The 12,288-nt window shown below is 64.7% G+C and carries 12 protein-coding genes; 5 read left to right on the top strand and 7 right to left on the bottom strand.

The window, feature by feature from the left end:
- Positions 1 to 4: 4 nt before the first annotated feature.
- The 5 genes from yjfF to NO934_RS02760 all read right to left on the bottom strand — a co-directional run bounded on the left by yjfF (position 5) and on the right by NO934_RS02760 (position 5,695).
- Complete coding sequence (yjfF, locus tag NO934_RS02780) at positions 5 to 988, bottom strand: galactofuranose ABC transporter, permease protein YjfF (protein ID WP_309162120.1); 984 nt, start codon at positions 986 to 988, stop codon at positions 5 to 7.
- Positions 985 to 2,004 carry an ABC transporter permease gene (locus NO934_RS02775; protein WP_309162119.1) on the bottom strand — a complete coding sequence of 340 codons (1,020 nt, stop codon included), beginning with the start codon at positions 2,002 to 2,004 and terminating at the stop codon, positions 985 to 987. Before NO934_RS02775 ends, yjfF begins: the two co-directional genes overlap by 4 nt.
- The gene (locus tag NO934_RS02770; protein WP_309162118.1) at positions 2,001 to 3,515 is read right to left on the bottom strand and encodes a sugar ABC transporter ATP-binding protein; all 1,515 of its coding nucleotides are present in this window, start codon (positions 3,513 to 3,515) and stop codon (positions 2,001 to 2,003) included. Before NO934_RS02770 ends, NO934_RS02775 begins: the two co-directional genes overlap by 4 nt.
- Before the next feature lie 233 nt (positions 3,516 to 3,748).
- Positions 3,749 to 4,723: a galactofuranose ABC transporter, galactofuranose-binding protein YtfQ gene (gene ytfQ, locus NO934_RS02765; RefSeq protein WP_309162117.1), complete on the bottom strand. Its 975-nt coding sequence runs from the start codon at positions 4,721 to 4,723 to the stop codon at positions 3,749 to 3,751.
- Between the two features lie 252 nt (positions 4,724 to 4,975).
- Positions 4,976 to 5,695, bottom strand: coding sequence for a WYL domain-containing protein (locus NO934_RS02760; RefSeq protein ID WP_309162116.1), 720 nt, complete (start codon positions 5,693 to 5,695; stop codon positions 4,976 to 4,978).
- Between the two features lie 87 nt (positions 5,696 to 5,782).
- Between NO934_RS02760 and NO934_RS02755 the strand changes: the two genes are divergently transcribed.
- From NO934_RS02755 to NO934_RS02740, 4 genes are all read left to right on the top strand, one after another.
- Positions 5,783 to 6,745 (top strand): alpha/beta hydrolase, encoded by a 963-nt coding sequence (locus NO934_RS02755; protein ID WP_309162115.1) that lies wholly within the window; start codon positions 5,783 to 5,785, stop codon positions 6,743 to 6,745.
- A 96-nt stretch (positions 6,746 to 6,841) separates the two neighbouring features.
- Positions 6,842 to 7,195, top strand: coding sequence for a hypothetical protein (locus tag NO934_RS02750; RefSeq protein WP_309162114.1), 354 nt, complete (start codon positions 6,842 to 6,844; stop codon positions 7,193 to 7,195).
- 41 nt (positions 7,196 to 7,236) lie between these two features.
- A complete protein-coding gene (locus NO934_RS02745; RefSeq protein WP_309162113.1) occupies positions 7,237 to 8,097 on the top strand; it encodes a copper chaperone PCu(A)C in 861 nt (286 codons plus the stop codon).
- A gap of 3 nt (positions 8,098 to 8,100) precedes the next feature.
- Entirely contained in the window at positions 8,101 to 8,733 is a 633-nt protein-coding gene (locus tag NO934_RS02740) for an SCO family protein (protein WP_309162112.1), read from the top strand.
- On the opposite strand, the gene chrA is transcribed toward NO934_RS02740, so the two are convergent.
- Complete coding sequence (chrA, locus tag NO934_RS02735) at positions 8,730 to 9,929, bottom strand: chromate efflux transporter (protein WP_309162111.1); 1,200 nt, start codon at positions 9,927 to 9,929, stop codon at positions 8,730 to 8,732. The two genes, NO934_RS02740 and chrA, sit on opposite strands and share 4 nt — an antisense overlap.
- A 302-nt stretch (positions 9,930 to 10,231) precedes the next feature.
- On the opposite strand from chrA, the gene greA reads away from it, so the two are divergent.
- Positions 10,232 to 10,714 carry a transcription elongation factor GreA gene (gene greA, locus NO934_RS02730; protein WP_309162110.1) on the top strand — a complete coding sequence of 161 codons (483 nt, stop codon included), beginning with the start codon at positions 10,232 to 10,234 and terminating at the stop codon, positions 10,712 to 10,714.
- A 21-nt stretch (positions 10,715 to 10,735) separates the two neighbouring features.
- Here greA and ilvA read toward each other — a convergent pair whose 3' ends face one another.
- Positions 10,736 to 12,250 carry a threonine ammonia-lyase, biosynthetic gene (gene ilvA, locus NO934_RS02725; protein ID WP_309162109.1) on the bottom strand — a complete coding sequence of 505 codons (1,515 nt, stop codon included), beginning with the start codon at positions 12,248 to 12,250 and terminating at the stop codon, positions 10,736 to 10,738.
- Positions 12,251 to 12,288 lie beyond the last annotated feature (38 nt).

Below are 12,288 nucleotides of genomic sequence, written 5' to 3'. Positions count from 1 at the left end.
CGGCTCAGGCGGCGGCGGGGCTTCCCCGCCGCCAGCGGCGCTTGGATGCGGCGACGATGACGCGCTGCATGACGATGAAGCCGAACAGCAGGCCGCCGATGACGATCTTGGTCCACCAGCTCGAGAGCGTTCCGTCGAAGACGATATAGGTCTGGATCATCCCCTGGATGAACACTCCGACCAGCGAACCGAGCATGAAGCCAAAACCGCCCGAAAGCAGCGTTCCGCCGATGACCACGGCGGCGATGGTATCGAGCTCGACCCCGACGGCGGCCAGAGGGTAGCCCGAGGAGGTGTAGAGGGAATAGACGATCCCCGAAACGCCGGCGAGGAAGCTCGAAACAGCGTAGATGCCGATGGTGGTGCGGGCGACGGGGACCCCGAGCAGGGCGGCGGACTGCGGATTGCCGCCAAGCGCATAGACATAGGACCCGAAGCGGGTGCGGTGGCAGACGATGGTGCCGACCAGGAACACGACCAGCATCAGAACGCCGTTGAAGGTGAGGCGTCCGCCGCCGGGCATGACGTAATAGAGCTGGCGGATCCAATCGTAGAATCCGTGATCGACCGAGATGGAATCCTGGGTGAGCAGGAACGTCGCGCCGCGCGCCAGGAACATGCCGGCCAAGGTGACGATGAAGGGCGGCACTTCGAGATAGTGGATCATGGCGCCCATGGTGGCGCCGAAGGCGGTGGTGACCAGCAGCGTCAACCCAAAGGCGGGCAGCGGATGGATGCCGGCTTGCGTCACCAGCACGGCGATCAGCACCGAGGAAAAGGCGATGACCGAGCCCACCGAAAGATCGATGCCGCCCGAAAGGATCACGAAGGTCATGCCAACCGCCGCGACGCCCAGGAAGGCGTTGTCGGTCAGAAGGTTGCCCAGGACGCGGGTGGAGAACAGGGCCGGGAACTGCATCACCGCCAGCCCATAGGCGAGGACGAAGATGGTGATGGTGGCGACGAGCGGCCAGTAGCGCGGGTTCATCTTGGGCTGGCCTCCGAAGGCTTGGCCGCAGGGCGCGGGGCGCGGGAGCGGGTGGCGAAATGCCAGATGCGGCTGGCGAGAGGCGACTGGACGATAAGGATGACGATGATCAGCGCCGCCTTGACCAGCAGATTGAATTCTGGCGGGAAGCCGGAAACCAGGATGCCGGTGTTCATGGCCTGGATAATGAGCGCGCCGACGACCGACATGGGGATCGAGAACCGCCCGCCCATGAGCGATGTGCCCCCGATCACCACGGCGAGGATGGCGTCGAGTTCGAGCCAGAGGCCCACATTGTTGGCATCGGCGCCACGGATGTCGGCAGCGGCGATGATACCGGAAATGGCGGCGCAAAAGCCGGCGAAGGCATAGACGCCGACGAGCAGTGAGCGGGCACGCAGGCCCGCATAGGAGGAGGCCGAGCGGTTGATGCCGACCGATTCGATGAACAGGCCCAGCGCAGTCATGCGCATCACGGCGGTGGTGACGGCGGCGAGTACGACCATGATGATGATGGGAGTGGGCAGGCCCAGGATGGAGCCCGAGCCCAAAAAGATCAGCCCCGGATCGTTGAAGGTGACGATGAAACCCTCGGTGATGGTCTGGGCGATGCCACGCCCGGCGACCATGAGGATCAAGGTGGCGATGATCGGTTGCAGGTCGAGGACCGAAACGAGGACGCCGTTCCAGAGGCCGCAGAGCAGGCCCACCCCGAGCGCGGCGAGGACCACCAGGATCAGCGCGTTGCCATCGCCCTGGACCATGGTGGCGGCGACGGCGCCGGAAATGGCCATCACCGCGCCCACGGATAGATCGACGCCGCGCGTGGCGATCACCGCCGTCATGCCGATGGCGAGGATGGCGACCGGGGCGCCGCGATTGAGGACGTCGATCAGCGAGCCGTAGATGCGGCCGTCGCGGATGAAAAGGTTGAAAAAGCCGGGAAAGAGAATCCAGTTGATCAGCAGGATCGCGGCGAGGGCGATGAATTGCGGCTTGATGAGCGAGCGGGTCATTGCGCGGCCTCCGGCTCGCTGGCGATCATTTCCATGATGGCGGTGGTGTTGATGGCTTCGCCCGTCAACTCGCCTGCGATGGCGCGGTCGCGCAGGACGAGGACGCGGGAGGAATAGGCGGTGATCTCTTCGAGCTCGGAGGAGATGACGAACAGGCTCATGCCCTCGTCGCACAGGCGGTTGATCATGCGGATGATCTCGGCATGGGCGCCCACATCGATGCCGCGCGTGGGTTCATCCAGGATCAGCAGCTTGGGATTGGTGGCCAACCAGCGGGCGAGGACGACCTTCTGCTGGTTGCCGCCCGAGAGGAATTTGACCGGCTGTTCCGGGCCGGTGCAGCGGATATCGAGGGCCTTGATGAAGCGGTCGGCGAGTTCGGCCTGCTCGGCGCCCGACATGGGGCGCATCCAGCCGCGATGGGCCTGCAGCGCCAACATGATGTTCTCGCGCACCGAGAGATCGCCCACAATGCCGTCGAGCTTTCGGTCTTCCGGGGCGAAGGCGAAATCGAGCGCGATGGCGTCGCGCGGCTCGTTGAGGCGGGCGGGCTTGCCCGCGACGGTCAATTCGCCCGTATCGGGTTTGTCGATGCCGAACAGCAGCCGGGCCATTTCGGTGCGGCCGGAACCCAGGAGGCCGGCAACACCGACGATTTCGCCCTTGTGAAGGTCGAGATCGAAAGGCGCGGTCTTGCCGGCGAGGGAATAATTGCGAAACGCGGCGTAGAGCTCGCCGGGCTGGCGGGTGGCGCCGATGCGCATGGCGTCCTCGTGCTCGAGCGCTTCGCCCAGCATCATGGTGACTAGATCCATGCGCGAGAGCCCGGCGATGGGGCGCGAGCCGACGCGGCGGCCGTTGCGCAGCACGGTGACGCGGTCGGAGATCTCATAGACCTGATCGAGGAAGTGGGTGATGAAGACGACCGCCAGCCCGCGCGATTTGAGCTGGCGGATGATGGAAAAGAGGATTTCCACCTCGTGGCTGTCGAGGCTCGCGGTGGGTTCGTCCAGGATCAGCACCTTGCCGGAAATGTCGACGGCGCGAGCGATGGCGACGATCTGCTGGATGGCGACCGAATAGGTGTCAAGCTGGGCGCCAACGTCGACATCGAGATCGTAGCGGGAAAGGAGGTCGCGGGCGTCGCGCTCCATCCTGCGGGTGTCGACGAAGCCCATCCGCATGGGCTGGCGACCGATATAGAGGTTTTCGGCGACGGTCATATTGGGGAGGAGATTGACCTCCTGATAGACCGTGCCGATGCCCAGTTCCTGCGCGTGGCGGGTGTCGCGCGGATGAATGGGGCGGCCCTCGAGGGTGATGGTGCCGGCATCGTGGGTGTAGGCGCCGGTGAGAATCTTGATGAGGGTGGATTTGCCGGCGCCGTTTTCGCCCAGCAGCGCGTGGACCTCGCCGGGGTAGAGCTCGATGCCGACATTGTCGAGAACCTTATGGGAGAGGAAAGACTTGTCGATTTGCGCGGCGGCGAGGAGGGGGCTGGGTTCGGGCATTGTTTCAATCTTCGTCGCGGTTCGAGCAATTTGCGATTTGCGGCGGGTGAGGCGCTCGGCGCAATCTCAGTGCCCTCTCATCCGACCGCTTCGCGGCCACCGTCTCCCACCGGGGAGAAGGGTAGTCTGTGGCAGCGTTTCGGCAAGAGCCTTGGGCTGCAAGAGTCGGAGAAGCCCCCGACCCCTCTCCCTTGAGGGGAGAGGGGCCTTGGGCAGGCGTTGCTATCCTTTGATCAATACCCCAGATCGCGGCGGCGTTCGGCTTCGCCTTCGGGGTCGTCCTCCTGGGTATAGAGCGTGGATTCGGTGATGATGAGCTTTTCGGGCTCGACGCCGTCGACGAGATAGGCTTCCAGCGCATCGAAGCTCGGGCCGGCCATGTTGGGGGTCAGCTCCACTGTGGCGTTGGCTTCGCCGGCGGCCATGGCGGTGAAGATATCGGGCACGGCGTCGATGGAGACCACCAGAATATCCTCGCCCGGTTGGAGGCCGGCTTCCTTGATGGCCTGGATGGCGCCCACGGCCATATCGTCATTGTGCGCGTAAAGGGCGCAGATATCCTGGCCGCCGCCTTCGGCGCGCAGGAACCCTTCCATCACCTGCTTGCCGAGCGCGCGGGTGAAGTCGCCGGTTTGGGAGCGGACGATCTCGATATTGGGGGAGTTGGCGATGGCTTCCTCAAAACCCTGCTTGCGGTTGATGGCCGGGGAGGAGCCGACGGTGCCCTGGAGTTCGACCACGCGGCATTCCTCCTCGCCCACGGTTTCGACCAGCCACTCGCCGGCCACGCGGCCTTCGAGGACCTGATCGGACATGACGGCGGTGAGGTAGAGGTCATCGGGGGCGTCGATGCCACGGTCCATGAGGACGACGGGGATTTCGGCATCGCGCGCCTCGGTCAGAACCTCTTCCCAGCCAGTGGCGACGACCGGTGCGAGCAGGATGGCATCGACGCCCTGGGCGATGAAGGAGCGGATGGCGCGGATCTGGTTTTCCTGGCGCTGCTGGGCATCGGAGAACTGCAGATTGATGCCGCGTTCCTCGGCTTCGGCACGTGTGACCGAGGTTTCGGCGGCGCGCCAGCCCGATTCCGAGCCGATCTGCGAAAAGCCGATGGTCATGCCGGAAAGGCCGTCCTGGGCGATCGCCGCCGAGCCCATCATGGCGACAGTGCTCACGCCCAGCGCGAGCTGCTTTAAGAATTTCATTGATTTTCCTCCTTTGGCGCCGGTCCCGAAGCCTCCCTCCGTTCCGGCTCGCGGAGGGAACAATTGCATATAGTATTACTATATGTAAAGGCGGAAAGTTGGTGTGAGGAGGGTGTGGAAAGGGATGGAGGGGGGAGTGCAGGGCTCGGAGGCTTCCCGCGTGTACATAAGTATGACTAAACGGTTACGGGTTTATCGGACCCCCGCAGCTCGCGATTTTGCCGTGCGGGCTCGATCACTCTGGCCGGAAGGTCAGCGGGACAGGTCGCGAACCGGGCGGACGTGATCTTCGAACGGCACGTGGCGGCGCCGGAATGTGGCACCCTCGTCTATTGCCGGCTTGCTGATCCGGTCCATCCGAAAATGTCGGAAAGCCTGGCGCGCCGGATCCCAGGCCACAAGATACCAAAGCGGCGGCAGGATCAGCATGGCTTGCGGTTCGACAATCCTGTTGGTCACCGCCCCTTTTGCATCGCGATACCGCAATCGCAATTGCCGCCGCTGAAGGAAGGCGGTCTCGAAAGCCGGGAGCAGCGCCGGGTCGATCGGGCCCAAATCCGAGATGTCGACCAGCGGCGAAAGTGGCCCGACATAGAGGCAATCGAGAAACCGGCGCAGGTCGCGCAGCTTGTCCGGGGGCAGGGCCTGCTCGACCTTGGACAGTCCGGCATCGGCTAGGCTCGAGAAGGGCAGGATTCCGGCAGCGCGCATGGATGCAACGCTGATGAGGAGCGCGAAAACCTCGGCGACGGAGAGCCGTGCCGTGGTCTGAACCGATTGCGGATCGAGTTGCAGCCCGCCGCCACGCCCGGGTTCGGAATGAATGACAAAACCCATATCGCGCAGTGCACCGATGTCGCGCAACACGGTGCGCCTCGACGCGCCGACCGCTTCGGCGAGGTCAGCGACTGTCGCGGTGCCCGTACGGCGCAGGCTGCGCACGATGGCGTCTTGTCTAATGCGGGATGTCATTGGGCGATGCTGCTACGGAATGGTGTCAAAGTTTGTCACCATTGGACCCTAGGCAGTGGTCTCACCTGTCAGCAAGGAGAACGAACCATGCCCAATATGATCGACTTTCCCAAACCCAGCCTTGTCCCGGTCAACGGGGTGGTCCTCGAAGTCTTCGAGGCAGGTCGGGAGAACCGGGGAAAACCCATCGTGCTCTGCCATGGTTGGCCCGAGCATGCCTTCTCCTGGCGTTACCAAGTGCCCGCCCTTGCCTCGGCGGGCTACCACGTCATCGTCCCCAACCAGCGCGGTTATGGCAAATCGTCCCGTCCAACCGAGGTGACGGACTATGACATCGAGCATTTGTCGGGCGATCTTGTCGCGCTCCTCGATCACTATGGATACGACGATGCCATTTTTGTCGGCCACGATTGGGGCGCGATGGTTGTCTGGGGCCTGACCCTGCTTCATCCAGGGCGGGTCAGCAGGGTAATCAATTTGAGCCTGCCATACCAGGAGCGCGGCGCAGTTCCATGGATCGAGAGCATGGAACGGGTCCTTGGCGACGATTTCTACTTCGTTCATTTCAACCGATATCCCGGTGTGGCGGACGCCATCCTGGACGCGAACGCGTTCCGGTTCCTACGCAATCTCTACCGCAAGAACGTGCCGCCTGCGGAGCCGGCACCGGGAATGACGATGATCAACCTCGCCAAGGCCGAAACACCCTCGGGAGAGCCAGTGATGAGCGACGGTGAACTGGCTGTCTTGGTTTCCGCCTTTGAAGCCTCGGGATTTACCGGCAGCATAAACTGGTATCGGAACCTTGACCGCAACTGGCATCTGCTGGCGGACGCCGATCCGGTCATCCAGCAGCCCACGCTGATGATCTATGGCGACCGGGATACGGTCGCGAAATCTGGAAACCTGCAGCAATTCGTGCCCAATGTGGATGTCATCAGCTTCGATTGCGGTCACTGGATTCAGCAGGAACGGCCGGAAGAAACCAACCGGGCGATCCTAGAATGGCTGCGACGACAGGGTGCCGCACAGCCGGGAGCACGGCGCTGACGTCAGGGCTGCGGCCGCGCAAGCAAGATGACGCATTGGCCTGGGGGCGGAATGGTGTAAAAGGCTCGCGACGCAGAAACCGAAGGATGCCGGGGCATGGGCCTTGTGCGCGACATCGGCGGGGAAATCGTAAAGGCGCTGGCGGTGTTGGCGCTGGTGTTCCTCTCGTTCGCGCATCAGCCGGTTGCCGTGGCCCAGGTCGATGACGGGCCGCAATGGGCGGTGGCCGATCTTTCCTTCTGCGGGTCGGCGCCTGATGACGGGGATGCGGGACATGCACCCTGTCATGCGTGCCGCGCCGGCATCGCCGATCTGCCGCCGGCGCCCTGCGTGGCCGAGCCTGCCTATGTGGCGCTCGGGGAGGCGGGATTCGAGCTTTCCGACGATCTCGTCGTTCTCCAGCAGGCCTATTCTTCGGCCAATCCGCGAGCGCCGCCGGCACTGGTCTGACTCGCAAAGCTTTTCAGACCACATTCTTGCTGGAGATCGAAATGATCAGCATTCTTTCCCGCGCTGCCCTGGCGGCAGCCACCGTTTCCGTATTCGCGGCCCCGGCCTTCGCCCATATGACCTTCCAGAACGGCACCTCGGCGCCGGGCGAAAGCTTCCGCGGCGTGCTCATCCTGCCCCATGGCTGCGACGGCGCGCCGACCGACAGGGTGCGCGTCAATATCCCCCAAGGCTTTGCCGATGCACAGGCCGAAGCCAAGGAGGGCTGGACGCTGGACGCGGGCGAAGGCCATATCGAATGGTCGGGCGGTTCGGTTGCCGATGACGCCGTGGAGACCTTCGCCTTCACCGGCACCTTCGCCCAGGACGCGCACGAGGTCGATATCGTCTTCCCGGTCGAGCAATATTGCGGCGACGTGGCCCTTGGCTGGGATCCGGTGGTGAGCCTGGGCGAAGGGGGGGCGGATGCTCATGCGCATGCGCAGGACGGCGTGACCGTGGGGGATCTCACGATCTCCGGGGCATTTACCCGCGCGACGCTGCCCAACGCGCCGGTCGGCGGCGGCTATGTCACCATCACCAACACTGGCGACGAGGCCGACCGGCTGCTCGATGCGCAATCCTCGTTCTCGCCGGACGTGCAGATTCACAAAATGGCGGTGGTTAACGACGTGATGCAGATGTCGCAACTGCCCGATGGGCTGGAAATCCCCGCGGGCGAGACGGTGACGCTGGAGCCGGGCGGACTGCATCTGATGTTCATGGATATCTCGCAGCCCTTCGTAGAAGGGGAAACCGTGCCGGTGACGCTGAGCTTCGAGCGGGCCGGAGACGTTGAAATCGAACTCGCGGTCCAGGCGTTCGGCGCCTCGGGTATGAGTTCCGGACATGAGGGGCACTGAACCATGCTCAAGACGATACGCACTGTTTTGTGGACGCTGGTTGCCGTAGCGGCGGTGGGCGCGGGCTGGATCTGGTACACCTCGCCATCGGGGCCCGGTGGAGCCGGGCAGCAGGGCGGCTCGGTGACCCAGGCGCTGGCCGGTGCCCAGGGGCGGTACGGGGCCGGCGACTACCAGCTCGTGACCCATGAGGGCGAGGCGGTGGACGACAGCGTGTTCGTGGGCAAGCCGTCCATGGTGTTCTTCGGCTTCACCCATTGCCCCGACGTATGCCCGACCACGCTCGGCGACATGCAGCACTGGTATGCCGAACTGGGGGCGGATGCCGACAAGGTCGATGCCTATTTCGTCAGCGTCGATCCCGAACGCGATACCCCCGAGGTGCTGGGCGAATATGTGAGCTGGGTTTCCGACCGCATCACGGGTCTTACGGGTGAGCCGGCCGACATCGAGAAGATGGTTGATGCCTGGGGCGTAATGGCCGAGCGCGAGCCGCTCGAGGGCGGCGGGTACAACGTCAACCACACAGCCTCGGTGTTCCTGCTCGACGAGAACGGCGATTTCTTCGGCACCATCGCTTATGAGGAAGGGTCCGAGACGGCGTTGGGCAAGCTGCGCAGGTTGATTGGGAGCTAGATCAAAATCCCGCCCAGGGCTGCGACGATGACGACCAGCCAGGGCGGGGCTTTCCACACCATCAGCAATGCAAAGCACACCAGCGCCAGCGCGAAAGCGCCGGGGCTGGTGATGGCCGAGGTAAAGACCGGATCATAGAGTGCGGCGCCCAGGATGCCGACCACGGCGGCGTTGGTGCCGGCCATGGCGGCGCGGGCCCAGGGGCGGGCGCTGAGTTGGTTCCAGAACGGCAGGACGCCGACCAGCAGCAGGAAGCCGGGAAGGAAGATGGCGGCGAGCGCGATGGCTGCGCCGGCAACCCCGTTCGGTTCGGGGCCGAGGACGGCGCCGAGATAGGCGGCGAAGGTAAAGAGCGGGCCGGGCATGGCCTGGGCGGCGCCATAGCCGGCCAGGAACGCATCCTCGCTGACCCAGCCGGGCGCGACGGTTTCCGCTTGCAGCAGCGGCAGGACAACGTGGCCGCCCCCGAAGACCAGCGAGCCGGAGCGGTAGAAGGCATCGAACACGGCGAGGGACTGGCTGGTGGCCGAAAGGAGCGGGAGGGCGAAAAGGAGGACGAAGAACAGCGCGAGCGCTATGAACCCGGCCAGCCGGCTGACCGGAAAGGCGACCGGGCCGGCTTCGGGCAAGGGGAGATCGCGGCAGACCGTGTAACCTGCGACGGCGCCGAAGACGATGGCGGCGATCTGGCCGGCAGAGCCGCCGAGCGCGACCACCAGAAGGACGGCGAGGACGGCGATGGTGGCGCGCTGGCGGTCGGGCGTGAGCGATTTCGCCATGCCCCAAACGGCCTGGGCGACGATGGCGACGGCGACGATCTTGAGCCCGGTGAGGATGCCCGAGCCGATCGGGCCATCGATCATGGCGGCGCCGAATGCGAAGGCGACCATGAGGAGGGCCGAAGGCAAGGTGAAGGCCAGGAAGGCGGCGAGAGCACCCAAGGGACCGGCGCGCATCAGCCCCAGGCCGAAGCCGACCTGGCTGGAGGCGGGACCGGGAAGGAACTGACAGAGCGCGACGAGATCGGCATAGGCCGCCTCGGTAAGCCAGCGGCGGCGAGTGACGAACTCGTCACGAAAATACCCAAGATGGGCAATGGGCCCGCCGAAGGCGGTGAGCCCGAGCTTGAGGAAGGCAAGGAGAACTTCGACGGCGTTGCCGGCTGGTCTGGATGGATCGTCGGTGTGCCCGGTCATCGGCGTCTCCCCTGTGCAGGCGATGTGTGCGTCAAAAGGGTCGGCGCTGGCAAGGGGCGGGGGGTTATGTCATTGAAAGTTCATGAAAGGCGGCGGTCGGGAGCAGCGCAGCGACCGCGAGGCTTTGGCGCGCGCCCGGTAGGCAGTCGTAAAGGGCTCTCGTCATTGCGATCAAGAAATCCCATATGCGCGGTGCGGCAGGGAACCCATGAGGATATGGCCGGTTGTGAGCAGGGCCGGAAATCGGCGATGGGTGATGTTTCGGGCCGTTTGGGACGAGCTAAAAGGATTATGGCACTGAAATGAGCGTGGCATTCGTCAAGGAAGAAAGCGCGGAAGCGGCGTCGGAAACCGTCCTGCCCGACCGTCCGATTTCCATCTATCCCAACCTGGTGACCCAGGAGGGGCTGGCGCGGCTGAACAAGGAACTGGCCGAGGCCCAGGCGGCTCTGGAGGCGGCCAATGGGCTCGACGACATCAACGAGCGGCGGCGGCAGGCCGCAGTGCCGTTGCGTGATGCCCGATATTTCGCCGAACGCGTGCGCACGGCGCAGCTCGTTCCGGCTCCCGACACCAATGATGTGGTGGCGTTCGGGCATAGGGTGACCTATGAGCGCGAGGACGGCCGGCGGCAGAGCTTCCGCATCGTCGGAGAGGATGAGGCCGACCCGGCGACGGGCTCGATTTCCTATGTGTCGCCGGTCGCCGCGGCATTGATGGGCAAGGCCGTGGGGGACGTGGTGGCGCTCGGCGAGCACGAGCTTGAAATCCTCGCCATTGCCTGAGGGGCCCTGGCGGCTGCCGGATCAGGCCGGGGCCAGGAACATGGCGTAGGCGGGGTTTTCGCTTTCGTCCCAATGGGGATATCCCAGGGTGTCGAGATAGGCTTCGAACGCGTCGCGTTCGGTAGGCGGGACCTGGACACCGACAAGGACGCGGCCATAGTCGGAGCCGTGGTTGCGGTAGTGGAACAGGGAGATGTTCCAGTCCGGGGCGAGGCCTTCGAGGAATTTGAGCAGCGCGCCAGGGCGCTCGGGGAATTCGAAGCGGAAGAGCAGTTCGTTTTCCAGCCCCTCGACGCGGCCGCCGACCATGTAGCGGATGTGGAGCTTGGCGACCTCGTTGTCGGAGAGATCGAGGACGGTGTGGCCGTGCTCGCGCAGCATGGCGATGATTTCGGCCTTCTCGGCCTCGCCGCGCTTGAGGCCGATGCCCACGAAGATGTGGGCGCTGTTGCCGGGGGCGATGCGGTAGTTGAACTCGGTGACCGCGCGGGCGCCCAGCAGGCGGATAAAGGCGCGGTAGGCGCCGGGTTTTTCCGGGATGGTGACGGCCAGGACCGCTTCGGCGCGCTCGCCCAATTCGGCCCGTTCGGCGACGTGGCGCAGGCGATCGAAATTGATGTTGGCGCCCGAGCAGATGGCGACGGCGGCGCCTTGCGTTTGAAGCGATGGCGCGTGCTTGCGCAGGCCGGCGAGCGAGACCGCGCCGGCTGGTTCGGCTATGGCGCGGGTGTGCTCGAAGATGTCCTTGATGGCGGCGCAGATCTCGTCGGTGGAGACGGTGACGATATCGTCCAGCGTGTCCTTGAGGATGTCGAACGTCTGCTCGCCCGCCTGCTTGACAGCGACGCCGTCGGCGAAGATGCCGACCTCGTTCAGCGGCACGGGGCGGCCCGCAGCGAGCGCGGCTTTCATCGAGGCGGCGTCTTCGGGTTCGACGCCGATGATCTTGATCTCGGGGCGCAGGAATTTGGCGTAAGCGGCGACACCGGCTGCAAGACCGCCGCCGCCGATGGGGAGGTAGAGCGCGGCAATGGGGCCGCCGTGCTGGCGCAGGATTTCAACGCCCATGGTGCCCTGGCCCGCAATCACCTCCGGATCGTCGTAGGGATGGACGAAGGTGAGGTTTTCCGCCTCGCACAGCGCCAGCGCGTGGAGGCGGGCGTCGTCGAACGCATCGCCATGGATCACCACTTCGCCGCCCAGGCGCTTGACGGCTTCGACCTTGATCGAAGGGGTGGTGGTGGGCATGACGATGACCGAGCGTAGGCCCATGCGGGTGGCCGAATAGGCGAGTCCCTGGGCGTGATTGCCGGCCGAGGCGCAGATGACGCCCTTGGCCTTTTCGGCCTCGGTGAGAGAGGCGAGCTTGTTATAAGCGCCACGCAGCTTGAAGGAAAAGACCGGCTGCAGATCCTCGCGCTTCAGGAACACCGGGCGGCCGAGCTTGTCGGAAAGCGGGCCCATCTTTTCCAGCGGGGTTTCGACGGCGGCGTCGTAAACCGAGGAGGAGAGGATGGCGCGGATGATATCATGCATGGTCGGGGCCTTCGGTGGTTGGCTCCTCTTAGCCCGGA

The organism is Pelagibacterium sp. H642 (genome assembly GCF_031202855.1).
GTDB lineage: Bacteria > Pseudomonadota > Alphaproteobacteria > Rhizobiales > Devosiaceae > Pelagibacterium.
The sequence above is the reverse complement of the archived record's forward strand: the minus strand, read 5'-3'. Positions and strand labels throughout refer to the sequence as shown.